The 23,314-nt window shown below is 70.2% G+C and carries 20 protein-coding genes and 1 pseudogene; 13 read left to right on the top strand and 8 right to left on the bottom strand.

Annotated features, from left to right (window positions below):
* Positions 1–85 precede the first annotated feature (85 nt).
* The 3 genes from FVA80_RS03205 to secA all read right to left on the bottom strand — a co-directional run bounded on the left by FVA80_RS03205 (position 86) and on the right by secA (position 5,888).
* Positions 86–2,035, bottom strand: a complete 1,950-nt coding sequence (locus tag FVA80_RS03205; protein WP_147905780.1) for a KUP/HAK/KT family potassium transporter — start codon at positions 2,033–2,035, stop codon at positions 86–88.
* A gap of 270 nt (positions 2,036–2,305) precedes the next feature.
* Entirely contained in the window at positions 2,306–2,977 is a 672-nt protein-coding gene (gene bioD, locus FVA80_RS03200) for a dethiobiotin synthase (RefSeq protein ID WP_147905779.1), read from the bottom strand.
* Between the two features lie 13 nt (positions 2,978–2,990).
* Positions 2,991–5,888 carry a preprotein translocase subunit SecA gene (gene secA, locus FVA80_RS03195; protein WP_147905778.1) on the bottom strand — a complete coding sequence of 966 codons (2,898 nt, stop codon included), beginning with the start codon at positions 5,886–5,888 and terminating at the stop codon, positions 2,991–2,993.
* Positions 5,889–6,137: 249 nt separating this feature from the next.
* Here secA and FVA80_RS03190 point away from each other — a divergent pair, with 249 nt between their 5' ends.
* Positions 6,138–7,052 carry a peptidylprolyl isomerase gene (locus tag FVA80_RS03190; RefSeq protein WP_147905777.1) on the top strand — a complete coding sequence of 305 codons (915 nt, stop codon included), beginning with the start codon at positions 6,138–6,140 and terminating at the stop codon, positions 7,050–7,052.
* A 245-nt stretch (positions 7,053–7,297) separates the two neighbouring features.
* Here the strand turns inward: FVA80_RS03190 and FVA80_RS30295 are convergent, their stop codons facing one another.
* Both FVA80_RS30295 and hemH read right to left on the bottom strand, forming a co-directional pair.
* Positions 7,298–7,456 (bottom strand): hypothetical protein, encoded by a 159-nt coding sequence (locus tag FVA80_RS30295; protein WP_187193581.1) that lies wholly within the window; start codon positions 7,454–7,456, stop codon positions 7,298–7,300.
* A gap of 94 nt (positions 7,457–7,550) precedes the next feature.
* Entirely contained in the window at positions 7,551–8,633 is a 1,083-nt protein-coding gene (gene hemH / locus FVA80_RS03185; protein ID WP_147905776.1) for a ferrochelatase, read from the bottom strand.
* Positions 8,634–8,874: 241 nt separating this feature from the next.
* Here hemH and FVA80_RS03180 point away from each other — a divergent pair, with 241 nt between their 5' ends.
* Positions 8,875–9,564, top strand: a complete 690-nt coding sequence (locus FVA80_RS03180; protein WP_147905775.1) for a uracil-DNA glycosylase — start codon at positions 8,875–8,877, stop codon at positions 9,562–9,564.
* 4 nt (positions 9,565–9,568) lie between these two features.
* On the opposite strand, the gene FVA80_RS03175 is transcribed toward FVA80_RS03180, so the two are convergent.
* Positions 9,569–10,021, bottom strand: a complete 453-nt coding sequence (locus tag FVA80_RS03175; protein ID WP_147905774.1) for a hypothetical protein — start codon at positions 10,019–10,021, stop codon at positions 9,569–9,571.
* Between the two features lie 273 nt (positions 10,022–10,294).
* On the opposite strand from FVA80_RS03175, the gene FVA80_RS03170 reads away from it, so the two are divergent.
* Positions 10,295–10,777, top strand: coding sequence for an AMP-dependent synthetase (locus FVA80_RS03170; protein ID WP_147905773.1), 483 nt, complete (start codon positions 10,295–10,297; stop codon positions 10,775–10,777).
* A gap of 284 nt (positions 10,778–11,061) precedes the next feature.
* On the top strand, positions 11,062–11,526 hold the full coding sequence (locus FVA80_RS03160; RefSeq protein ID WP_147905771.1) for a hypothetical protein: 465 nt from the start codon (positions 11,062–11,064) through the stop codon (positions 11,524–11,526).
* 33 nt (positions 11,527–11,559) lie between these two features.
* On the opposite strand, the gene FVA80_RS03155 is transcribed toward FVA80_RS03160, so the two are convergent.
* The gene (locus FVA80_RS03155) at positions 11,560–11,775 is read right to left on the bottom strand and encodes a hypothetical protein (protein ID WP_147905770.1); all 216 of its coding nucleotides are present in this window, start codon (positions 11,773–11,775) and stop codon (positions 11,560–11,562) included.
* Between the two features lie 114 nt (positions 11,776–11,889).
* Between FVA80_RS03155 and FVA80_RS03150 the strand changes: the two genes are divergently transcribed.
* The 3 genes from FVA80_RS03150 (at position 11,890) to FVA80_RS03140 (ending at position 14,634) form a co-directional block, all read left to right on the top strand.
* The gene (locus FVA80_RS03150) at positions 11,890–12,696 is read left to right on the top strand and encodes an enoyl-CoA hydratase (RefSeq protein WP_147905769.1); all 807 of its coding nucleotides are present in this window, start codon (positions 11,890–11,892) and stop codon (positions 12,694–12,696) included.
* 120 nt (positions 12,697–12,816) lie between these two features.
* Positions 12,817–13,131 (top strand): hypothetical protein, encoded by a 315-nt coding sequence (locus tag FVA80_RS03145; RefSeq protein WP_147905768.1) that lies wholly within the window; start codon positions 12,817–12,819, stop codon positions 13,129–13,131.
* Positions 13,132–13,197: 66 nt separating this feature from the next.
* A complete protein-coding gene (locus FVA80_RS03140; protein ID WP_147905767.1) occupies positions 13,198–14,634 on the top strand; it encodes a phospholipase D-like domain-containing protein in 1,437 nt (478 codons plus the stop codon).
* Here FVA80_RS03140 and FVA80_RS03135 read toward each other — a convergent pair.
* Positions 14,552–15,331 (bottom strand): endonuclease/exonuclease/phosphatase family protein, encoded by a 780-nt coding sequence (locus FVA80_RS03135; RefSeq protein ID WP_246692489.1) that lies wholly within the window; start codon positions 15,329–15,331, stop codon positions 14,552–14,554. The two genes, FVA80_RS03140 and FVA80_RS03135, sit on opposite strands and share 83 nt — an antisense overlap.
* 438 nt (positions 15,332–15,769) lie before the next feature.
* Between FVA80_RS03135 and katG the strand changes: the two genes are divergently transcribed.
* The 6 genes and pseudogenes from katG to FVA80_RS30930 all read left to right on the top strand — a co-directional run bounded on the left by katG (position 15,770) and on the right by FVA80_RS30930 (position 22,762).
* The gene (gene katG / locus FVA80_RS03130; RefSeq protein ID WP_147905766.1) at positions 15,770–18,091 is read left to right on the top strand and encodes a catalase/peroxidase HPI; all 2,322 of its coding nucleotides are present in this window, start codon (positions 15,770–15,772) and stop codon (positions 18,089–18,091) included.
* Between the two features lie 368 nt (positions 18,092–18,459).
* Positions 18,460–19,479, top strand: coding sequence for a helix-turn-helix domain-containing protein (locus FVA80_RS03125; protein WP_147905765.1), 1,020 nt, complete (start codon positions 18,460–18,462; stop codon positions 19,477–19,479).
* A gap of 312 nt (positions 19,480–19,791) precedes the next feature.
* A pseudogene (locus FVA80_RS30945) lies at positions 19,792–20,331 on the top strand (DNA repair exonuclease); the annotation flags it as partial.
* A 316-nt stretch (positions 20,332–20,647) separates the two neighbouring features.
* The gene (locus FVA80_RS30940; protein WP_246692504.1) at positions 20,648–21,028 is read left to right on the top strand and encodes a hypothetical protein; all 381 of its coding nucleotides are present in this window, start codon (positions 20,648–20,650) and stop codon (positions 21,026–21,028) included.
* Between the two features lie 10 nt (positions 21,029–21,038).
* Entirely contained in the window at positions 21,039–22,322 is a 1,284-nt protein-coding gene (locus FVA80_RS30935) for an AAA family ATPase (RefSeq protein ID WP_246692245.1), read from the top strand.
* Positions 22,323–22,399: 77 nt separating this feature from the next.
* A complete protein-coding gene (locus tag FVA80_RS30930; RefSeq protein ID WP_246692244.1) occupies positions 22,400–22,762 on the top strand; it encodes a hypothetical protein in 363 nt (120 codons plus the stop codon).
* The last annotated feature ends 552 nt before the right edge of the window (positions 22,763–23,314 follow it).

Below are 23,314 nucleotides of genomic sequence, written 5' to 3'. Positions count from 1 at the left end.
GAACGTTACGAAGCAATCAAGACATAAACATGTCTTTATGCGTTCCAGGCTGCGAGGGCGTTCGCCGCCGGTTCTTTTCGCCTGCTCAGATCTCGATCTCCGTGCCGACCTCGACCACCTGCCGGGTCGGCACGCCGAAGAAGGCGCCGGTGCGCTCGGCGTTGCGCTGCATGAAGGCGAACAGGTTTTCGCGCCACGGCGCCATGCCGAGATGGTCGTCCTTGGGGATGATCGTCTCGTGCCCGACGAACACGGTCATGTCGTCGACGACGTTCGCGGGCAGGTGGCGGGACGCGACCGCGCAGGCCAGCCCTTCCGGGATCGAGGCCTCCTCCATGAAGCCGTAGCGCAGGATCACCCGGTAGAAGTCCGGCGCCAGGATCGTCACGTGGGCGCGCTGCTCCACCGGGACCGTGGGAGTCTCCTCGTAGAGCGCGGTGATGATCAGGATGCGCTCCATCAGCGCGTGGTTGCGCTCGACGAAGCGCGACAGGTGGAGGGGGATCCCGTGCTCGGCCGCCGACAGGAAGGCCGCGGTGCCGGGCAGGCGCAGCAGGTCGCGGTGCTGGAGCCCGGCCAGGAACGCATCCTCCGGCAGGCGCAGCGCGACCCGGGCCTGCTCGACCAGCTCGTTGCCCTTCTTCCAGGTAAGCATCATCAGCGCGACGAAACCGGCGAGCACCAGGGGAAACCAGCCGCCCTCCAGGATCTTCACGCTGTTGGCCGCGAAGAACACGGCGTCGATGGCCAGGAAGATGCCGTTGACCGCGAAGACTAGGATCGGGTTGTAGCCCCACCGCAGCGCGATCAGCGCCGCGAGCAGCGTGGTGATGGCCATCAGCATCGAAACCGCGATGCCGTAGGCCCCGGCGAGCGCGTCGGAGGACCCGAACAGCACCACGGCCACCAGGGTCGCGGCGGCGAGTAGCCAGTTCACCATCGGGACGTAGATCTGGCCGCGCTCCTCCCGGGCGGTCTGGACGATGCGCATCGCCGGCAGGAAGCCGAGCTGCACCGATTGCTGGGTCAGGGAGAACACCCCGGAGATGATCGCCTGCGAGGCGATGATGGTGGCGAGTGTTGCCAGCGCGATCAGCGGGTAGTGGCCCCAATCCGGGCACAGGCGGAAGAACGGGTTCTCGATCGCGTCGGGCGCGGCGAGCAGCAGGGCGCCCTGCCCGAAATAGTTGAGCACCAGCGCCGGCAGGACCAGGACGAACCACGCGGCCCGGATCGGCATCGCGCCGAAATGGCCGAGATCGGCGTACATCGCCTCGCCGCCGGTGACCGCCAGGAAGGCCGCGCCCAGCATCGCGAAGCTCACGTGCCAGCCGGCATGCAGCATGAAATCGACGGCGCGCAGCGGGTTCAGCGCCGACAGGATCTCGGGCTTGCCCAGGATGCCGACGATCCCGAGGGCCGCCAGCACCACGAACCAGACCAGCATCACCGGGCCGAACACCCGGCCGATCACCGCGACGCCCTTGTGCTGGACGGCAAACAGCACGACCAGGATCGCGATCGTGATCGGCACGACGAAGTGCCCGAGCGACGGCGCGTCGACCTTCAGCCCCTCGATCGCCGAGAGCACCGAGATCGCCGGGGTGATCGCGCCGTCGCCGTAGAGCAGCGCGGCACCGATCAGCCCGACCACCAGCAGCACGGCCTTCAACGTTCCGGGCTGCGCCTGCCGGGCGCCGAGCAGCGCCAGCATGGCCACGATGCCGCCCTCGCCCTTGTTGTCGGCGCGCAGGATCAGCACCGCGTATTTCAGCGACACGATCAGGATCAGCGACCACAGGATCAGCGACACCGCGCCCGTCGCGGCGGCCGGGACCGTAGCGCCCCCGGCGGTGGCCGCCTTCACGGCCTCCTTGAAGGCGTAGAGCGGGCTGGTGCCGATATCCCCGTAGACGACGCCGAGCGCGCCGAAGACGAGGGCGGGCTTGAGCCGGCTTTTCTGGGAGGCATCGTCGTCGTCGCCCGCGCGAGTTCGCGCATCCGGAGCCGCCGCGGGTGCAAGGGACTGACTCAACGCACGTCTCCCGCGGGCTCAAACGCGCCGGCCCTGGCGGCACAGGTAGAGCGCTGTCCGTCCGAGTGGAAGCGGTCGCGTTCGGATGGGCTCCCGGTCAAAGGGCTCGCCATGGGTCGAACGATCACCGGGAAGCCGTATCGCGTCTCCAACGGCGTGGTCGTCGCCGGCGAAGGGACCACGCCGCTTTTCCCGGACGGTCGGACCGTCAGCGGACTGCGACCCGGGAACGGGACGGCGCGCAACAGGCGCTTTCCGGCCCGTACCCGGTCACACCCGATCGGCCAGGGCGTCCGGGCACGGCTCGCCCCGCCGCAGGCCGAACACCGGCACGCCGGCATGCCGGGCGATCGACGCGGCGACGGTGGAGAGCGGCGCGGGCGCGCCCTCGCTTTCGCTGATGGCGACGGCCAGCAGCGGCACGCGGTGCAGCCGCAGGGTCTCGCAGGCGGTGAGCGCGTGGCTGATCGCCCCGAGATAGCTGCCGGAGACGACCAGCGCCGGCACGGCCAGCTCCCGGAGCCAGTCGAGGCCGGTCGCGGCCCCGGTGACCGGGCTCATCAGCCCGCCGACCCCTTCGATCAGCAGCGTGCCCTCGGTGCGGGCGATCTGCGCCCGGCACCAGGCGACGAGCTCGGGCAGGTCCAGCGCCCGGCCCTCCAGGGCGGCCGCCTGATCGGGCGCAAGCGGGGCCGAGAACCGCCAGGGTGAGCAGGCCTCGACGGTCTCGGCTTCGACAGCGAGGCCCTGCGCGTCGAGGAGGTGCGCCGTGTCGCTCTCCGCGAAGGCCGGATCGCTCAACGGTGGCACGCCGCTCGCCAGGGGCTTCAGGGTCCGGACCTGCCGGCCCTGCGCCCGCAGGCGCCGGGTCAGCGCCGCGGTGACGTAGGTCTTGCCGATCTCGGTGCCGGCGCCGGCGACGAAGACCGTGCGGGCGGCCATGATGCCGGCCGCCTCAGGCCTGGAACGTGCCGTGGCAGTGCTTGTACTTCTTGCCCGAACCGCACGGGCACGGCTCGTTGCGCCCGACCCGGCCCCAGGTGGCGGAATCGTTCGGGTCGCGCTCGAGCACCGCGCCATCCACCGACAGGCCCTGGGCCGCGTAGCCGTAGGCGGGACCGCCGCCGCCGTCGCTACCCGAGCCGCGCTCGCCGTAATCCATCTCGTTCTCGCCGGTCACCGGGTCGAGATGCTGGGCGAACATCGGCGGCAGCTCCGGCGTGCCGCCCGGGAAGCCCTGCTGCTGATCGGGCTGCTGGTGCACGATCTCGACGCGGGAGAGCTGCGCCGTCACCTGCTCGCGCAGGGACGTCACGAGGCTGTTGAAGAGGTCGAATGCCTCGGACTTGTACTCGTTGAGCGGGTCGCGCTGGGCGAAACCGCGCCATCCGATCACCTGCCGGAGGTGGTCGAGGGTCACAAGGTGCTCGCGCCACAGGTGGTCCAGCGTCTGGAGCAGGACCTGCTTCTCGATATAGGCGGTGATCTCGGTGCCGTTCTTCTCGGCTCGCTCGGCGTAGCCCGTCTCGGCGGCCTTGAGCAGGCGTTCGCGCATCTCCTCGTCCGCGATGCCCTCTTCCTTGGCCCAATCCTCCACCGGCGCGTCGAGGTTCAGCACGTCGCGGACCTGTTCGCGCAAGGCCGCGACGTCCCACTGCTCGGCGTAGGCGTTCTGCGGGATGTAGCGGGCGACGAAGTCGTCGATCACGCCCTCGCGCATCTCGTCGACGGTCTCGCGCACGCTCTCCTGGGCCATGAAGTCCCGGCGCTGCTCGAACACGACCTTGCGCTGGTCGTTCATGACGTTGTCGTATTTGAGCACGTTCTTGCGCATGTCGAAGTTGCGCGCCTCGACCTTCTGTTGCGCCTTCTCGATCGCCTTGTTGATCCAGGGGTGGATGATCGCCTCGCCCTGCTCCAGGCCGAGCTTCTGCAGCATCCCGTCCATGCGGTCGGAGCCGAAGATCCGCATCAGGTCGTCCTGAAGCGATAGGTAGAACTTCGAGCGGCCCGGATCGCCCTGGCGGCCGGAGCGGCCGCGGAGCTGGTTGTCGATGCGCCGGGATTCGTGGCGCTCGGTGCCGATGATGTAGAGGCCGCCCGGCAGGGCCTTCTTGCGGCCGGCCTCGGGGTCGGCCGGCTCGCCGGAGGCCAGGACCTTGGCGCGGTTGTCGGCGATCTCCGCCTTGATGGCGTCGATGGCGGCGTCGCGCTCCGGACCGTCGGCGAGCTGACCGAGCTCCTTCTCGATGCGCATCTCGAGGTTGCCGCCGAGTTTGATGTCGGTGCCGCGGCCGGCCATGTTGGTGGCTATGGTGATCGCGCCGGGCACACCGGCCTCGGCGACGATGTAGGCCTCCTGCTCGTGGAAGCGGGCGTTCAGCACGGCGAAGCGCTTGGTGACCCGGCCCTCGCGGGCGGCCTTGTAGACGTCGGTGAGCGCATTCGGATCGGAATAGTCGAGCAGGGTGTAGCCGGCCTTCTTCAGCATCTCGGCCAGGTGCTCGGACTTCTCAATCGAGCCGGTGCCGACCAGGATCGGCTGGTGGCGGCTATGCGCCTTGTCGATCTCCGCGATGATGCCTTCGTACTTCTCGCCCACCGTGCGGTAGACCTCGTCGTCCTCGTCGACGCGCTCGACCTCCTTGTTGGTCGGGATGTCGACCACGTCGAGCTTGTAGATCTCGGCGAACTCGTCCGCTTCCGTCGAGGCCGTACCGGTCATGCCGGCGAGCTTGCCGTATAGGCGGAAGTAATTTTGGAAGGTGATCGAGGCCAGCGTCTGGTTCTCGGGCTGGATCGTCACGCGTTCCTTGGCCTCGAGGGCCTGGTGCAGTCCCTCCGAGTAGCGCCGCCCCTGCATCATGCGGCCGGTGAACTCGTCGATGATCACCACCTCGTCGTTCTTGACGATGTAGTCCTTGTCCCGGGTGAACAGGGTGTTGGCGCGCAGGGCCTGGTTCACGTGGTGGACGAGGCTGACGTTGTGGGCGTCGTACAGGTCGCCGTCCTTGAGCAGGCCGACCTCGCGCAGGGTCTCCTCGACGAACTCGTTGCCGGCTTCCGTGAGCGAGACCGTGCGCTGCTTCTCGTCGAGGTCGTAATGCTCGCGCACCAGCCGGGGCATGATCGCGTCGACCGAGACGTACAGCTCGGAGCGGTCGTCCACCGGCCCGGAGATGATCAGCGGCGTCCGGGCCTCGTCGATCAGGATCGAATCGACCTCATCCACGATCGCGAAGTTGTGTCCCCGCTGGGCGAGCTGCGACAGCTCGTACTTCATGTTGTCGCGCAGGTAGTCGAAGCCGTACTCGTTGTTGGTACCGTACGTGATGTCGCAGGCGTAGGCCGCCTTGCGCTGCTCGTCGTCGAGCCCGTGCACGATGGTCCCGACGGTGAGGCCGAGGAACCGGTAGAGCTGGCCCATCCACTCGGCATCGCGGGCGGCGAGGTAGTCGTTCACGGTGACGACGTGGACGCCCTTGCCCTCCAGGGCGTTCAGGTAGACCGGCAGGGTCGCCACCAGGGTCTTGCCCTCGCCGGTCTTCATCTCGGCGATGGCGCCCTCGTGCAGCACCATGCCGCCGATCAGCTGCACGTCGAAATGGCGCTGGCCGAAGACCCGCTTGGCCGCCTCGCGGACGGTGGCGAAGGCCGGGACCAGGATGTCGTCGAGGCTCTTGCCGGCGGCCAGCTCCGCCTTCAGCATGTCGGTCCGCGCCCGGAGCGCGTCGTCCGACAGGGCCTGGATCTCCGGTTCCAGCGCGTTGATCAGCGCCACCCGCGGGCGGTAGCCCTTGACGCGGCGGTCGTTGGAGGAGCCGAAAATCTTCTTGGCGATCGAGCCGAGCATCGTTGACCTGCAGACGCGCGAGCCCGCCGACGGGTGAGCGTGGCGGGCCGGCCTTGGCGGAGTTGGCCGGGCTTATAGAGGTAAACATCCGCCGACGCACCTGAAAGAGGCAGGCTCCGATAGGCTCGGCGCCGGAAGGCCGAAACGGCAGCGCTTGCCTTCTCGCGCGACGCGCGCCACCTGTGCCGCGGCCCGCCGCCCGGCCTCGACAGGGGCGGCAACGAGACGTCAGCCGAGGACCACGCCAGCATGCCGAACACCGCCCTCCTCCGGCGCGCGAGCGCGCTTGCCCTCATGCTCGCGATACCGGGATCCGCGCTGGCCCAGGCGCCCCAGGCGGCCCCGTCCTCGACATCGACGCCCGCGGCCAACACGGCGACTGCGCCGAGCCCCGACACCGTGGTGGCGAGCGTCAACGGCAAGCCGATCACCCAGGGCGACCTCGCCATCGCGTCCGACGACCCGGCCCTGTCGCTCCCGGGGGTGGACGAGGCGCAGAAGAAGTCCCTCCTGGTGGATTACATGGTCGACCTGCGGGTCGGCGCGCAGGCGGCCGAGGCCGCCAAGATCGGCGACACGCCGGAGTTCAAGCGCAAGCTCGCCTACTTCCGCGACAAGCTCCTGCTCGACGATTACCTGGAGCAGGAGGCCAAGCGGGCGGTGACCCCTGAGGCCGAGCACGCGATCTACGATCAGACTGTCAAGCTGATGAAGCCCGAGGAGGAGGTGCACGCGCGCCACATCCTGGTGGACAACGAGGGCGACGCGAAGAAGATCGCGGCCCGGATCAAGGGCGGCGAGGATTTCGCCAAGGTCGCGGCCGAGGCCTCGAAGGATCCCGGCTCCAAGGCAGAGGGCGGCGATCTCGGCTGGTTCACCAAGGAGCGGATGGTCCCGGACTTCGCCAACGCCGCCTTCGCGATGAAGCCCGGCCAGGTCTCCGATCCTGTGAAGAGCCAGTTCGGCTGGCATGTCATCAAGGTCGAGGAGAAGCGGACCAAGCCGCAGCCGACCTTCGACGAGCTGAAGGAACAGATCGACCAGCACATCGTCCGCAAGGCGCAGCAGGACATGATCCTGAAGCTGCGCGCCGAGGCCAAGATCGACCGGACCGACGCTGCGCCGGCCGCTGCGCAGCCGGCGCCGGATACGAAGAAGCCGTGAGCCGGTCGGGACGAAAGGTGTTCCCCATCCTCTCGTCAGGGAACGGGATCGGATAACAAATCGTGGCCTTCCGGGGCGCCGCAGGCGAACCCGGAGGCCAGATCCACCGACAGCGCTAGGCCGGATCGGTCTGCGTCTCTGGATCCCGGGCTTCGCTTCGCGGCCCCGGGATGACCAGGAGGGTGGTCGAACGACTAGCGAACGCTCACGCCTTCAGACGGTCAGTCCTTCCGCGCCCGGATGCCTCAATACGGCCGGTCGGGATGCAGGTAGGCGGAGTGGGTGGGCGCCACCGGTACGGTCACCCCGAGCGCGGCGAGTTCGGCCGTGCGGCGGCCTTCGGCGATCCGGTCGAGCACCGCGATCAGCAGCCAGGGACACGCGATCCCGATGAAGAAGGCCATGTGATCCTCCAACGCCGGATCTGCGAGGCGTCCAGCTTTGGAGGATGATAGGCCGGTCCGGGCAGTCCGCAAGCGGTGCGCGGACGCTTTCGCGTCAGAGCCAGCCCTGAAGCTCGCGGCGCACGACGTGCTCGATGACCTTCATGCCCAGGTCGGAATCGTTCAGGCACGGGATGTAGGCGAAGCGCTCGCCGCCGTTGCCCTCGAAATAGTGGCGGTTCTCGCCGTCGAGCTCCTCCAGCGTCTCCAGGCAATCGGCCGTGAAGCCCGGGGCGACGATGGCCATGCGCTTCACGCCGGATTTCGCCAGCTCCGTGACGGTCTCGTCGGTGTAGGGTTTGAGCCATTCCTCGGTGCCGAAGCGCGACTGGAACGTCACCCGCATGCGCTCGGGCGACATCCCCAGGGCCTCCCGGATCAGGCGCCCGGCCTTGTGGCACTGGCAATGGTAGGGGTCGCCCTTGAGCAGGTAGCTGCGCGGCACGCCGTGGAACGAGGTCAGGATCACCTCGGGCTCGAAATCGAGCTTTGCCAAGCCCTCGCGGATCGAATCGGCCATCGCGGCGATGTAGACCGGATCGTCGTGATAGGGCGGCGACACCCGTACGGTCGGCTGCCAGCGCATGTCCATCAGGGCGCGGAACGCCTGATCGCAGGCGGTGGCCGAGGTCGCGGCGGCATATTGCGGATAGAGCGGAACCAGCAGGATCCGGTCGCAGCCCTGGTCGAGCAGCGCCTGGAGCCGGTCGGCGACCTCCGGCTTGCCGTAGCGCATCGCCCAGTCGACCACGACGGAATCCCCCATCGCGGCCTGCAGGCGCTCGCTCTGGCCCCGGGTGGTGGTCTTGAGCGGGCCCTCGTTGCGGGTGTTGTTCCAGACGCTGGCGTAGTCGCGGCCCTTCGGCCCCGGTCGCTTGGTCAGGATGATCAGGTTGAGCAGCGGCCACCAGATCAGCCGCGGCACCTCGATCACCCGCCGGTCCGACAGGAACTCCTTGAGGTAGCGCCGCATCGGCCAGTAACTGGTGCCCTCGGGGGTGCCGAGGTTCATCAGCAAGACGCCGACGCGGCCCCAGGCGACCTTCGGATGGTCGGCCGGCATGCCGCCCGCAGCGGGGACCATTGTGGAGAGGGGCCGGCCTTCCGCCAGCGCGGCGGGTTCGACGCGTTCGTTCATGGCAGCGTTCCGGCGCCGCGCGCCGAGTCCTTCTTCTGGCTTCAGATACCCGGCAGCCGGCGCACGCGCTTGGGCCGGAGGCTTCCCGGTGTCAGAGGCTTCCCGGTATGCGCTGCAATCCCATGTAGGGTGCCGCGCCGCCCAGCGAAGGCCGGCTGCGACATGCTGCACCGGACGTGCCATGCATGATCGACCGTTCCTCCCTAGCTACCGCCGTCCCGGCCCGCAACCGCGAGACCCGATGTCCGACACCCCCGTGGCCGCCGCACTGGCGGCTTTCCGCGCCTCCGGGTCGCCGTGGCTGGCGCTGCCGTTCTTCGTCGGCGACGCGGCCGACGCCGTCGCGGCCCGGGTCGATGCCCGGATCGCCGCGGGCGCGCGGGTTCTGCCGGCGCCGGCCGACATCTTCCGGGCGCTCGCCGAGACGCCGCTGCCGGCGGTCCGCGCCGTCATCCTCGGGCAGGATCCCTACCCGACGCCGGGCGACGCCAACGGCCTTGCCTTCTCGTATGTCGGATCCGGCCGCGTCCCGGCCTCGCTGCGGGTGATCCTGGCCGAGGCCGGCTCGGAACGGTCCGCCGGCGGCGACCTGACGGCCTGGGCCCGGCAGGGCGTGCTGCTCCTCAACAGCGCGCTCACCGTCGAGGCCGGCAAGGCCGGCGCGCATCTGCGCTATGGCTGGTCGGCGTTGACCGACGAGGCCGTCGCGGCGGTCTCGGCGCGTCCGGAACCGGCGGTTTTCCTGCTGTGGGGCGCTCAGGCCCGCGCCCGGGTGCCGCTGATCGATGCGGCGCGCCACGGCGTGTTCGAGAGCGGGCACCCCTCGCCGCTCAACCGCGCCCGGGATTTCCCGGGCTCGGACCCGTTCGGCCGCGCCAACGGCTGGCTCGGTGAGCGCGGGGTGGCGTCGATCGACTGGCGCCTCGGCTGACCGGTTATTGCGCCGGCTTTGCGGGCTCTGCCGGCTTTACGGGCTCCGCCGGAGCCGGCGCGTCGGCGGCTTGGCCGGCCGGCAGCAGGACGTTCTTGGTGATGGAGCCCTCGGGCCCGTACTCGCCGGCCACCGCGATGCAGGCCTGATCCCGGTTCTGGGCCATCTGGTTCGACATCAGCGTGAACATGGTCTGGACGCGGTTCCCGAACGGGCCGCGCGGCTGGACGTCGTCCACCCGCACGTTCTGCTTCGCCAGCAGGCCCTCGAAGGCCGCGTTGCCGATGCGGTAGCCGCAGACGTTCGAGGCGGCGAAGATGTAGGCGGCGAATTCGAGCGCGCGCGGCGACGGGGCGTTCCGGATCTGCGCCTGCGCCGGCAAGGCGGCGAGCGTCACGGCGAGCGTCAGGGAGAGGGCTGTGGCGTTGGGGGCGACCCGGCGCGTGGGGCGGTTCATGGGACGGTGTTCCTCGGTCCGGGGCGACCTCTTCCGGGCCGCCCGCGTGGAGCCGGACATAGGCCGGACCGGGCACATCGCCAATGCGACCGAATTCGCATGCAAATTGCGGTCGGCCGTTCATCAACGATTCGGCATAGGCGCAGTCGCAGGGGTCCGCGGACCGGAAAACAGCCCAGTGTTCCGATGATCTGCGTTCGTGAGACAGAGTGTTAACCGGCTCGCGTCACGCCAAGGTCCACCGTTTAACCAGATCCAGGCGGTTCGCAGCGTATGTTTGGCGTGAACTCCACTGTCGCAGACATCTCCGTCCCGACGCCGGTTCCCAATCCGGTCACCCGTGATCCGGGCCGGCGCCTCCGCTCCGGCGGCGCTTCCGGGGATCGGCATCCGCACCACGCGCAGACCGCCCCGGCGATCTGCGCCAACCGGGTCGCACATTGGGCTTACGGCGAAGGCCTCCGGGCCGGCGCGACCGTCGCGCTCCTCGTCCGCGACCTCGGCCAGGCGGAGGCGATGCGGCTCGGCCTGGCCCGGCTCGGGATCCGGGTCGTCGCCATCGACGGCAGCCGGCGCGGCGAGGCCCTCGCCGACAGCCTGGCCCTCTCGGCCGCGACGCTGGTAATCGCCGATACGGTTTTGGCCGAGGCCTATGCCGGCGTGATGGGCCGCCTCGCCTCCTATCCGTCCGTGTGGTGGAACGGTCCCGGCGCCGACTTCGCCAGCCTGGATCTCGCCCTGGCCGAGCAGGATTGAGGGGCGATTGGCTTCGGCGCCGTGAGGCATCTGCTGCGGATCGGTGATACGCGTGTCACAGATCCGATCGAAGCGCTCACGCATGACGGCGACCGAGGCCACGAAGCCCGGTGATTCGAGCAACGCCCTCCGGCGAGATCTCCTGAGCGTCCGCGACGACGTTGGCTCCGCGGCTCGCGAACATCGGCAGGCCGGGTTTCCCATCTGCTCCGTCGAGGACGATACGCCCGAAGACTTGCTCGTGAAGGAATACCCGGTCGGACGGCCGCAACGGGTCCGGTTCGATGTCGCAGGCGACCAAGTCATCCGCGATCTATGACACCGCAGCGCCGGGGTTTTGCCGGGCCGACTGGCGCTGGCAAATCAAATCCGGCCCGCCGTTATGCAGCTGGACCAATCGCGGTCGTAAATCCGGACGCCCTCGCGTTGCTGCCGGTGCGAGCCGCCTCGCCATCGAGCATGGCCGGGCTTTGCGAGACGGGCGGCAGACTTTCGGCCTCGCAACGACCTCGGCCGGTCGACGCCAGCGCGCTTCCCCGGCCGAGACCCGTGCACCGGGCTTCCAGATCAACCTCGTCTTTGTCGGGATCGCGCGCCTCCTCCAATCGCGGACCCGCGTGGCCGAGCGCGTGAAGCGCGGCGGCCATCCTGTTCGGCCGGCCGACCTCGAGCGGCGTTGGGCCCGCAACTCGGAACATCTGCTGGACGCTCGGCGGGTCGCCCACCGTGTCTCGGTCTTCGACACTTGAGCGCTCGCCGCCGAAGTGGAGGCCGGTTCGGCGTTAGCGAGCACGTTGAATCAAGGGCTTAGCGCTGTTTCTGATCGCAACGTGATCGGGAAAAGCTCGAGCGGCAAGCGAAGCAAACTGATCTTGAGCCGCGAAAATGATGATACGAAGCTGGCCAACCGCATCTTGCCGCTCTGGGCCATGACCGCCATCCCCGTCACCATGGGACACGTTGCCGGCGAGGAAACGCTCATAGACGATCGTGGCCATGCCGATCGCAACCGGATCCCAGGGGGCATCGGCCCCAGGCAACGATGACCCGCATCGGCCGCGGGAGCACATGTGCGCCCCTTCGCGCGACTCAGCTCAAGTGAGGATCCCGGAATGTCCGCAGCCCTGACCGCCCAAGCACCCGCAGACGCCCCCGTCCTGCTGCGCCACGATGCCGACGGCGTGGCCACCCTCACGCTGAACCGTCCCCAGGCGCGCAACGCCCTGTCGATGACCCTGATGGGCGCCCTTCAAGCGCAACTCGACGCGATCCGGGAGGATGCCGGGGTGCGCGTGGTGATCCTGCGCGGCGCCGGCCCGGCCTTCTGCGCCGGCCACGACCTCAAGGAGATGCGCGCCGATCCTTCGCGAGCGGCGACCGAGGCGGTGTTCCGCACCTGCGCCCGCCTGATGCTGAGCCTCACGCGCCTGCCGCAGCCGGTGATCGCCCAGGTCCACGGCATCGCGACCGCGGCCGGCTGCCAGCTCGTCGCCACCTGCGACCTCGCGATCTGCGCCGAGGGGGCCCGGTTCGCCACGCCGGGCGTGCAGATCGGCCTGTTCTGCTCGACCCCGATGGTCGCCGTGTCGCGGGCGGTGTCGCGCAAGGCCGCCCTCGAGATGCTGCTGGTCGGCGAGCCGATCGACGCGCAGGAGGCGCACAGAATCGGCCTCGTCAACCGCGCCGTGCCGGCCGCGGATCTGGAAGACGCGGTGGCCGCCATGGCCCGGAAGATCGCCGGGAAGGCCCGGCGGGTTCTGGCGGTCGGGAAGGAGGCGTTCGGCCGCCAGATCGAGATGGGCCTGGAAGAGGCCTACGGCTACACCGCCGAGGTCATGACCCGGAACATGATGATGGCCGACGCCCAGGAAGGCATCGACGCGTTCCTGACCAAGCGGACGCCGCGCTGGGAGCCGTGAGCCCGGCGCGATACGACGCAGGCCCGGTGCCTCGCGACGCGTAGGCTCGAGCTCCGCCCTGCCCTAGGATCGGGGCACACCCTGTCCTGCCGGTCTCGGCACGTCCTCGCGGAACGGCTGATGAGCACCCTCGACCTGTTCGGACTGACGCTCGCCTTCGTCGGTGCGATGCCGCCGCCCCGGCCGCCGCGTCCGCGGCCCGACCGCGCGACCTGGGCCGCGGCCCTGCTGTTCGGCGGCGTCTGCCTGGGCACCGTCGGGCCGATGATCACGATCTGGAGCTTCCACCGGCCCTATGCCGAGGCCAAGGCGCGGTGCATCGCGGATGGTGGCCGGATCCTGTACGCGGCGCTGGACGGCAGCGGCCCCTATCGCTGTGCCCGCCCGCTCGGTGCCGCCGATGGCGGCGCGCAGCCACCCCTGCGGGCGTATTAAATCCGCTCGCCCACGTTTCCTTCGGTTATATCCGGCGGCGTCTGACACGAACCGGATGCCGAGACCTTGGAAGACGCGCTGTATCGATGGCTGCAGTCCACCGCCCTGTTGCGGGCGGATGTCGCGGCGCTCATCGGCATTGCCCTGGCGCTCGGCGTCACCCTGCACGCCCTGCTGCGCAAGCGCCGGGTCAGCGTCGCGGTCGGGTGGATCGGGCTGGCCTGGCTCTCGCCGATTTTCGGCACCGCCCTCTACCTGACCTTCGGCATCAACCGCGTCTCCCGGCGGGCCCGGAAGCTGCGCACCAAGCCCACCGACGCGACGCAGCTCCCCGACACCGATGATGCCGTGGTGCCAGAGACGCTCTGGCCCCTCGACCGGGCGATCCGGCGCATCACCGGCCTGCCGGCCTTCTCGGGCAACCACGTCGAGATGTTCCGCAACGGCGACGCCGGATACCCGGCCATGCTGGCGGAGATCCGCGCGGCGCAGGCCAGCATCGGGCTGTCGAGCTACATCTTCCGCGACGATCCCGTCGGCCGGGAATTCTGCACGGCGCTGGCGGAGGCGCAGGCCCGCGGCGTCAAGGTCCGGGTGATCATCGACGGGATCGGCGGCGGCTACTTCCGGGCACCGGTCTATCATCGCCTGACCAGCCTCGGGGTGCCGGCGGCCCTGTTCATGCACTCCGCCCTGCCCTGGCGGATGCCGTTCCTCAACCTGCGCTCGCACAAGAAGCTGCTGATCATCGACGGGCGCGTCGCCTTCACGGGTGGGCTGAACATCTCACAGCCCAACCGCGTGGCGCTCAAGCCGAAGCACCCGATCCGCGACACGCATTACCGGCTCCGGGGGCCGGTGGTTGAGCAGCTGGCCGTGGCGTTCGCGGCCGACTGGGCCTTCGTGGACGGCGAGATCCTCGATTCCGAGCCGTGGGTCGCCGACCTTGCGCCGGTTGGGACCAGCGTCGCCCGGGTCGTCACCTCGGGGCCGGATGCCGACGTCGAGAAGATCGAGCAGGTGATCCTCCAGGCGCTGTCCTGCGCCCGCCGGACCGTCCGGTTCGTCACCCCGTACTTCCTGCCCGACGAGCTGGTGACCGGCGCCCTCGCCCAGGCGGCGACCCGGGGCATCACCGTGGACCTGATCATCCCGCGGGTGAGCGATCATCCGTTCATCGACTGGGCGACCCGGGCGCATCTCGATCCGCTGCTCCGGGCCGGCGTGCGGGTCTGGCTCGACGAGCCGCCGTTCGATCACTCCAAGGTGATGGTCGTTGACGACGTCTGGTGCTTCATCGGAAGCGCCAACTGGGACATGCGCAGCTTCCGTCTCAATTTCGAGCTGAACGTCGAGATCATCGATGCCGACCTCGCGGCCCGGCTCGATACTTTCATGCGCGGCAAGATGGAGACGCGGCTCAGCCGTGAGGTTCTCGCCGCCCGCGCCCTGCCGATCCGTCTGCGCGACGCAGGCGTGCGACTGCTGCTGCCATACCTTTGAGGCGCGCGGGGGCGTGTGCCTCCGGCGCCGGCCCGAGATGGACCACGATCGGCTTATGGTCCGAGGGCCCGCGCGGCAGCACCGCGTGCTCGTGGCAGATCAGGCCGCGGGCCAGGCAGCGGTCGAGCCGCAGCGGCAGCACGTCGACCATCGCGTGGGTCGGTCTCCGCGGGCCGACGTCGCGAAAGCCCGGGATCAGCGCCGGGCCGACGATGTTGTAGTCGCCGAGCACCGCGGCCCGCGGCGGCAATTCGCCGACGATCCGGCGCAGCTGGCGGCGGTTGAGCATCTGCCCGTGCGACAGGTGGACGTTGGCCACACCGAACTCGCCGAGATCGAGCACCTGGCAGACCCGGTGCACCAGGGCGCCTGCCGGGAGCTCGATCACCCGGGGCGGCGTCGCGAACGGCTTCGGGCTCCACATGGCGAGCCCGTGGATCCGCCCCGGCAGCGGCGCCCAGGCGTAGTGACCGCCGATCCGGTCGCGCAGGAAGCCGATCGCCCGGGTCGCCTCCTGCATCAGCAGCAAGTCCGGCTTCTCCTGGGCGACCAGGGCGGCCACGTCGTCCACCGCGGCGCCGGTGCGCCGGAGCAGGTTCCAGCTCACGATCTTGAACGGCCGGCGACTGCGCTCGGCCGGCCGGATCGGGAGGGCCGGGGCGAGGCCGGAGCGGTCCGGATGGGCGAAGCTGTTCATCGGGCCGGACTCGTACCTCACCGGCGGGCTCCGTCGCCACCGCCGCGCTTCAACGCGCCGGGGGCTTAGGCGTTCGCTCCTGTGCGAGGCCAATCGGCTTTTGCCACGGGCGGCTGCGCGGTTTCCCCACCGTCGGCACGCATGGCGTCCTGCTGGTCGGCAGCGTGGATCGGCCGAGTGATGGCCGACGCTTCCATTGTGCGCCATTGACTCGCGCAATCGTGAGGTGCGTCTTCCTGAGGCGTACGGCCAGCCGGCGTACCGGTATGGGTGGCGTCGGCACCTTGATTTTCGAGGCGGGCGGCTGATGTCGCTTGCGGTGCAGCATCGTTCCTGCGCGGCCGTTCGCGAGAGCGGCACGCCGATCGCTGCTGTCGGCGACAGGCTGGCGGACCGAACGGTCCAGTGACGCCGGTCCTGCGCCAAGGGGGGACATTCATGACCACGACGACGATCGACAAGACCAATACCCAGTCGTACCCGATGGCGGGTCAATGCCCGTTCGGAGGCGACCGCGTCGGCGGGGCCTTCGGCAGCCGTCCCGCCCTGGAGAACTGGTATCCGCACCGGCTCAGGGTCGAGCTCCTGCACCAGAACGGGCTGGCGGCCGATCCGCTGGGCCCGGATTTCGACTACGCCGGCGCCTTCCGGACGATCGACCTGGACGCTCTCAAGAACGACATCAAGCAGTTCCTGACGTCGTCGGTGGCCTGGTGGCCGTCCGATTACGGCAATTACGGCCCGCAGATGATCCGCATGGCCTGGCACTCGGCCGGAACCTACCGCATCGCGGACGGGCGGGGCGGAGCCGGCACCGGGATGCAGCGCTTCGCGCCGATCTCGAGTTGGTGGGACAACGGCAATACCGACAAGTCGCGCCGCCTCCTGCAGCCGCTCAAGCATAAGTACGGCAACGCCCTGTCCTGGGCCGACTTGATGGTGCTCACCGGCAATTGCGCCCTGGAGATCATGGGCCTGCCGACCTACGGCTTTGCCGGCGGACGTCTCGACGCCTGGGAGGCGGACGACGCCACCTACTGGGGTCCCGAGGTGGTCGAGATGGGCTCGGTGTCGAGCTTCGACGAGATGGTCAACCGCGATCAGCGCTGGCGCGGCAAGAACGGCGACGCCGACTACGACCTGGAGAACCCACTCGCCGCCTCGCACCAGGCGCTGATCTACGTCAACCCCGAGGGGCCCTACGCGAACGGTGATCCGCAGGGCTCGGCCAACGATATCCGGGTGACGTTCACCCGCATGGCCATGAACGACGAGGAGACCGTGGCGCTGATCGCCGGCGGCCATGCCTTCGGCAAGAGCCACGGCATGACCCCCGCCAAGGAGATCGGGCCGCCGCCGGAGATGGCGCCGATGGAGGCGATGGGGCTCGGCTGGCACAACCCGAACGGCACGGGGGCCGGCAAGGACACGATGACCAACGGCATCGAGGGCAGCTGGACCCCCGACCCGACCCAGTGGGACAACGCCTACCTGGAGAACCTCTTCAAGTTCGACTGGGAGCAGACCAAGAGCCCGGCCGGCGCCCTGCAATGGACCCCGAAGGACCCGAATGCGCCCAAAACCCCCGACGCCCATGTCGCGGGGCAGATGCACCCGCTCATGATGATGACCTCCGACATCGCCCTCAAGGTCGATCCGGAGTACCGCAAGGTCTGCGAGAAGTTCCTCAACGACTTCGACGCCTTCACGCAGGCCTTCTCGAAGGCGTGGTACAAGCTCACCCACCGCGACATGGGCCCCAAGCACCGCTACCTCGGCCCGGAGGTGACGATCGAGGACGGCCTGCTGTGGCAGGATCCGATTCCCGATGCCGCCTACGCCCCGGTGGGGGAAGCCGAGATCGCCGCCCTGAAGCAAGCGATCCTGGCCACGGGCGTCTCCGTCTCTGACTTGGCCTTCACCGCCTTCTCGGCGGCCTCGACCTACCGCGACAGCGACAAGCGCGGCGGCGCCAACGGCGGCCGTCTCGCCCTCGCCCCGCAGAAGGACTGGGCCGTCAATCGCCGGGCCGCACCCGTGGTCGAGGCGCTGCGCGGTGTCATGGCCACGTTCAACGGCGGGCGCGGAGACGGCAAGCAGGTTTCGCTGGCCGACCTCATCGTGCTCGCCGGCTGTGCCGCCGTCGAGAAGGCTGCCCGGGACGCGGGCGTCGAGACGCGCGTGCCGTTCACGCCCGGCCGGGCCGACACCACGCAGGACCTCACCGACATCGAGATGTTCGAGTGGCTGAGGCCCCTCGTCGACGGCTTCCGCAACTACGTCGACGGCGGGTTCAGGGACATGGCACCGCGCCTGTCGCCGGAGGAGATGTTCCTCGATAAGGCCAACCTGCTGACGCTGACCGCCCCGGAATGGGTGGTGCTGACGGGCGGCCTACGGGCCCTCAACGCCAACCACGACGGATCGAACCAGGGCATCTTCACCGATCGGGTGGGCGTGCTGACGACGGACTTCTTCCGGACCCTGACCGACACGAACCTTGTCTGGGAGAAGGTCGATTCGGACGGGACGTCCTTCGTCCTCAAGGACCGCGAGACCGGGCAGGCCAGGTTTGAGGCGACGCGCAACGACCTCGTCTTCGGGGCGAACGCGCAACTGCGCAACATCGCCGACGCCTATGCCGGCCGCGACGGTCAGCAACGGTTCGTGGCGGACTTCGTGCGGGTCTGGGACAAGGTGATGATGCTCGATCGCTACGACGTGAAGGGCCACCGCCGTTACGGGCCCATGGCGGCCTGAACGACGCGGCGCAACACTCCGTGCCCCCGTCGCACCGCCGGGTGTGACGGGGGCATCGCCAAACGGGTGACGGCAAAGCCGGTGTCACGGCACCGTTACGTCGTCGGTGCGATCGGACGGACGTGACACGCCCGGATCATGGTCTCAGGCGAGGATCGGAACAGTCAGCGGGGCGGATCCGGGGACGCCGCCGCCGTTTCTGGATCGGCGGACGAAAGGACGGGTCTTCGCGCCGGCCTCGAAGGGACGCCCTGCTTGCGACACTTTCGCGCTCCGCGGACTGCACACACGCATTTGAGTTGCCCCACCGAGGGCCGAATGATCAACCTCCGCCGTTGCACGGGTCGGATAGTGATGGATCGGGCCGCGTGAGTGCAGACGACACGACGGCTGAGCCGGGTCTGCCGCACTTCTTCCTGACGACCTCGGGCTTGCCGCCCGGGGAGGCCTTCGAGCGATGGCGCACCCTCCTGGCGCCGATGTACGCGGTCAGTCCGACGACGCCCTCGGCCCCGCTGCCGTTCGGCAGCAACATCGCGTACCCCATCGATGACCTCGTCGCGCATCGCACGCTGCTCTCGACCCAGCGGCTCCAGCGGGACCGCCGACGCGTCGAGGCCGGTCCCGACCACTACATCGTCCAGCTCTACCGATCCGGCCGTTTCCAGGGCACTGTCGGTGGCAAGCCGGTCTCGGCCTCGCCCGGCACCGTGACCCTCATCGGCCGCCGTCATCTGCTCGACGGGATGCTCGACCGAGCCGATGCGATCGGCATCGCCGTACCCTGCAACCGCCTCCACGGGCTGCCGCTCGAGGAGCACGGCCTGCTCTTCGATGCGACCCGCAACCGGTTGCTGGCCGCGCGCATCTCGGACATCTACCGCCGATTGCCGACCACGCGCGCCGACGAGGCCCCGGCTCTCGCCCATGAGTTCGTGGCCTTCCTGCACCGCCTTCTCGATCGCTCGCAGGCCGCGGACGTGCTGGAAGGTCGCGAGCTCAATGGCGCCCTGCTCGCGCTCGCCAGGGTCATCGTGCAGGAAAACCTGTCGCGGCCGACGCTGTCGCCCGAGTTCATCGCCGGGCAGATGCAGGTCTCGCGGTCCACGCTCTACCGGCTGTTCGAGCCGGAGGGCGGCGTGATGCATTTCGTGCAGGGCGAGCGCCTGCGGGCGGTGCGCGACGCCCTCGCCGATCCGATGGAGCGGCGCACCATCAGCCGGTTGGCCGAGGTGTTCGCGTTCAACACCATCTCGCAGCTCAGCCGCAGCTTCCGCAACCGCTACGGCGCCCCACCGCAGGCTTGGCGTGGCGAGCGCCGGGTGGCCCAACGGATCGGCGGCCAGGGGACGGAGCAACACGTCTGGAAGTGGCTGCGCGAAACGTGATGCCCGCACCGGCGGCGTGCCGGATAGACCGACGCCGTGAGACGGCGGCCGCTTGGCGCACCCAATGATTCGGGCCGACCGGTCGGCGCCGGCGGAAGCCCCGGCCGATGTCCGGCACAGGCATTCCTTGCCCGGAAGCACCCGGTCAGGAATGTACCCCGCTGGGAGATCACGTTTGCCGGGCCGATCGTGCCCAGCCCGTCAGGACGGTCACCGGCCTTTCGTGCCTGTGCAGCAATCGGAGCGCCACGCTTGAGGCCGCACGCCCCGGCGGCCTAAGACCCCCGCTCACCGATTGCGCCTCGGAGACCGATGTCGGGCTTCAGCTTCATCCACGCGGCGGACCTGCACCTCGGCAGCCCGCTCTCAGGCCTCGCGACCCGGGACGCGGAGCTCGCCCGGCGTCTCGCCACGGCCGGGCGGCAGGCGTTCGAGGATCTGGTGACGCAGGCGATCGAGCGGCGGGTCGCCTTCGTGGTGGTTGCCGGGGATATCTACGATGGCGACTGGGCCGACAACACGATCGGGCTGTTCTTCGCCCGGCAGGTGGCGCGCCTCGACCGGGCCGGCATCCCGACCCTCCTGGTCCGCGGCAACCACGACGCCGAGAGCGTGATCACCCGCTCGATCACCCTGCCGCCCTCGGTGCACGTGTTCCCGGCGGCCCGAGCCGAGACCCTGCGTCTCGAGGCCGTGCGGGTCGCCGTGCATGGCCGCAGCTTCCAGGCCCGGGCCGTGGAGGAGAACCTGTCGCTCACCTACCCGGCCGCCCTGCCCGGCTGGTTCAACCTCGGGATCCTCCACACTTCCTGCACCGGCCACGCCGCCCACGAGACCTACGCGCCCTGCTCGATCGCCGACCTGGCCGGGCGGGGCTACGAGTACTGGGCGCTCGGCCACATCCACGAGTACGCCGAGCTGTCCCGGGATCCCTGGATCGTGTTCCCCGGCAATATCCAAGGCCGTAGCGTGCGCGAATGCGGCGCGAAGGGCGCGGTCCTGGTCGAGGTCGCGGACGGGCGGGTCACCGGCCTCAGCCGCCTCCCCCTCGACCGGGCGCGCTTCGAGCAGGTCACCGTCGACCTGGGCGCGGCCGCCGACACGAGCGCGGCGCTGGACCTGTCGAGGCCGCCCTGCGGCCCCTGGCGGAGGTGGCGCGCGGCGCCTCGTGCTGGTGCGGGTCCACCTCACCGGCACGACGCCGGCCCACGACGCGCTGTCGGCCGACCGCGAGGGCGTCACCGCCGAGATCCAGGCCGCCGCCCACCGGCTGCACGAGGACATCTGGCTGGAGCGCCTGAAGATCGAGACCCGCCGGCCCCGCGCTCCCGTGGACGCCTCCGGGGCGGCGATCGACCCGGCGGCTTTGCTGGCCGACCTCGACCGCGACCCGGATTTCCGCACCCGCGCCAAGGCCGCCCTCGCCGAGATCGGCGCGCGGATGCCCGCCACCGCGGCGGCCGAAGCCGACCTGGAGGCCGAGTTCGACGCGCTCTGCGCCGAGGCGGAGGCGCTGATCCTGGGCCGCCTCGGCGGCCGGCACTGCTGAGGCGCGTTCCATGCGGCTGATCCGCCTCGCCCTGGAGCGCTACGGCGCCTTCACCGACCGGACCGTGAGCTTCCGGCCCGACGCCCGCCTGCACGTGGTGCTGGGCGCCAACGAGGCCGGCAAGAGCACGGCACTCGCGGCGGTGACCGACCTCCTGTTCGGCTTCGAGAAGACCACCCGGTACGCCTTCCTGCACGACATGCCGCTGCTGCGCCTCGGCGCCGAGGTCGAGGCCGCGGACGGGCGCCGCCTGGCGTTCCGCCGCCGCAAGGGCAACACCCGCACCTTGATCGACGCCGACGAGGCGCCGCTGGCGGACGACGCCCTGGCGCCATTCCTCGGCGGCATCTCCCGCACGGTGTTCTGCCGCGCGTTCGGGTTGGATGCCGGAAGCCTCCGGGCGGGCGGGCGCGAGATGGTGGATGTCGAGGGCGAGGTCGGCGCCAGCCTGTTCGCGGCGGGCTCGGGCCTGCGCGGCCTCACCGAGCTGCAATCCGCCCTGGACGCCGAGGCCGAAGGCATCTTCGCGCCCCGGCAGGCCAAGCACCGGACCTTCTACCAGGCACTGGAGCGTCACGAGACCGCCCGCAAGGCGATCCGCGAGAAGGGCCTACGGGCCGGGGACTGGCGCGCGCTCAACGACGAGATCGCCGCCGCCGCCGAGAAGCTCGATGGGCTCCGGGCCGAGACGCAGCGCATCGCGACCGAGCGCGCCCGGCTGGAGCGGCTGAAGCGCGCCCGGCCGATCGTCGCCGAGATCGACGTGCTGGATCACCGGATCGCCGCTGATTCCACCCTCGCCGAGGCGGATGCCGCCTGGATCGAGCGCCTGGGCGCCGCCCTCGAAAGCTGCCGCAAAGCCGAGGCCGAGGCGGCTCGGACCGACGCCGCCCTCACCTGGGCGCGCGGCGAGGCCGAGTCCGTGCCCGTAGAGGCGGCGCTGATCCTGCACACCGAAGAAATCCTGGCGGCGTTCAGCGGAACCAAGGAGTTCGAGAAGGGTGGCACAGACCTGCCCCGGATCGAGGGCGACGCCCACAAGGTGGGACTCGACTTGGAGCGCCTGCGCGCCCGGATCGGCGTCCCGGACCTCGCTTCCCCTGGAGGCCGGCCAGCCCACCGACGCCGCCCGCGCCCGGGTCGAGCGCCTGATCCGCGACGGCCGGGCCCTGGCCGCCGCCGAGGAGCAGATCGCCCGCGACGGCGCCGTCGCCCGGACCGAGCGCGACCGGCTGGCGGGAGGTCGAGGCGGCCGGCGCCACCCACGATCCGACGCCGCTGCGCGAGGACCTGAAGCCACTCGCGAAGCTGCACGAGCGCATCGCCGCCCACGAGGCCCTGGAGACCGCGATCCGGCGGGAAGCGGCGCTCTTGCGCAACCAGGCCGGCCGGTTGTCGCCGCCGGTGACCGACACCGCCGTTCTGGCCCGCCTGCCCCTGCCCGCCGCCGACACGGTGGCACGCTATCGCACCCTGCTCGACGGCAAGCGGCGCGAGCACGAGCGTGCTGCAGACCGCCGGGACGCGGCGCACAGCCGCTGCTCCACCTGTGACCGCCTGCGCGAGCGCGAGGCCGGCCGGCCGATCGCCACCCAGAGCGGCTCGACGCCGCCCGTACGGCCCGCGATGCCGCCTTCGCGCTCCTGCGCGACGCCCCGCGGCCGGGCGCACCGCCGGGCCCGGTGCGATCGCGGTCTACGAGCGCGCCCTGTTCGAGGCAGACCGCCTGGCTGACGCGCGCGCCGCCGATGCCGCCCGGGTCGCGGCCCACGCCGCCGACCTGACCGGCTGGCCGCCGAGGACGCAGCCTGCGCGGCGGCGGATCGGGTGCTCGCCGGGATCGTCCAGGACGTCGCCGAGGGCGAGGCCGCCTGGCGCGAAGCGTGGCGGCCTGCCGGCCTGTTCCCGGCCCGCCGGCCGAGATGGCGGCCTGGCTCACCGAGACCGAAAACCTGATCGAGGCCGAGCAGCGCCTGGCCGAGCAGCGGATCGAGCGGGACCGGCCTCGGCCCGGATCGAGGCCGCCCGGGCGCCGCTCGCCGGCCTGTTCGCCCGCGCCGGCCTCGATCCCGCCCCCGATCTCGAGGTCGGGCAGGCGCTCGAGCGGTGGAGACGCGGGTCGCCACTCTGGCGAGCCGGTGGGAGGCCAATCTTCAGACCGCCGGCCTCCTCCGCGCGGCTGCGGCGACCGCCCAGAGGCTCGATGCGGCCCTGGCCGAGACCGAGGCCCGCCGGGCCGCTTGGCAGGCCGAGTGGGCGGAGGCTCTGCGCCCCTCGGTCCGCCGC

Source organism: Methylobacterium sp. WL1, from assembly GCF_008000895.1.
GTDB lineage: Bacteria > Pseudomonadota > Alphaproteobacteria > Rhizobiales > Beijerinckiaceae > Methylobacterium.
The sequence above is the reverse complement of the archived record's forward strand: the minus strand, read 5'-3'. Positions and strand labels throughout refer to the sequence as shown.

What these genes read in the sequence shown, in the direction of transcription:
- FVA80_RS03135 (WP_246692489.1), bottom strand. Translation starts at nt 15,331, where the DNA reads ATGAACAGCTTCGCCCATCCGGACCGCTCCGGCCTCGCCCCGGCCCTC.
- secA (WP_147905778.1), bottom strand. Translation starts at nt 5,888, where the DNA reads ATGCTCGGCTCGATCGCCAAGAAGATTTTCGGCTCCTCCAACGACCGC.
- hemH (WP_147905776.1), bottom strand. Translation starts at nt 8,633, where the DNA reads ATGAACGAACGCGTCGAACCCGCCGCGCTGGCGGAAGGCCGGCCCCTC.
- FVA80_RS03170 (WP_147905773.1), top strand. Translation starts at nt 10,295, where the DNA reads ATGTTTGGCGTGAACTCCACTGTCGCAGACATCTCCGTCCCGACGCCG.
- FVA80_RS03155 (WP_147905770.1), bottom strand. Translation starts at nt 11,775, where the DNA reads ATGGCCACGATCGTCTATGAGCGTTTCCTCGCCGGCAACGTGTCCCAT.
- bioD (WP_147905779.1), bottom strand. Translation starts at nt 2,977, where the DNA reads ATGGCCGCCCGCACGGTCTTCGTCGCCGGCGCCGGCACCGAGATCGGC.
- FVA80_RS03160 (WP_147905771.1), top strand. Translation starts at nt 11,062, where the DNA reads ATGTCGCAGGCGACCAAGTCATCCGCGATCTATGACACCGCAGCGCCG.
- FVA80_RS03180 (WP_147905775.1), top strand. Translation starts at nt 8,875, where the DNA reads ATGTCCGACACCCCCGTGGCCGCCGCACTGGCGGCTTTCCGCGCCTCC.
- FVA80_RS03145 (WP_147905768.1), top strand. Translation starts at nt 12,817, where the DNA reads ATGAGCACCCTCGACCTGTTCGGACTGACGCTCGCCTTCGTCGGTGCG.
- FVA80_RS03190 (WP_147905777.1), top strand. Translation starts at nt 6,138, where the DNA reads ATGCCGAACACCGCCCTCCTCCGGCGCGCGAGCGCGCTTGCCCTCATG.
- katG (WP_147905766.1), top strand. Translation starts at nt 15,770, where the DNA reads ATGACCACGACGACGATCGACAAGACCAATACCCAGTCGTACCCGATG.
- FVA80_RS30935 (WP_246692245.1), top strand. Translation starts at nt 21,039, where the DNA reads ATGCGGCTGATCCGCCTCGCCCTGGAGCGCTACGGCGCCTTCACCGAC.
- FVA80_RS03175 (WP_147905774.1), bottom strand. Translation starts at nt 10,021, where the DNA reads ATGAACCGCCCCACGCGCCGGGTCGCCCCCAACGCCACAGCCCTCTCC.
- FVA80_RS30295 (WP_187193581.1), bottom strand. Translation starts at nt 7,456, where the DNA reads ATGGCCTTCTTCATCGGGATCGCGTGTCCCTGGCTGCTGATCGCGGTG.
- FVA80_RS03150 (WP_147905769.1), top strand. Translation starts at nt 11,890, where the DNA reads ATGTCCGCAGCCCTGACCGCCCAAGCACCCGCAGACGCCCCCGTCCTG.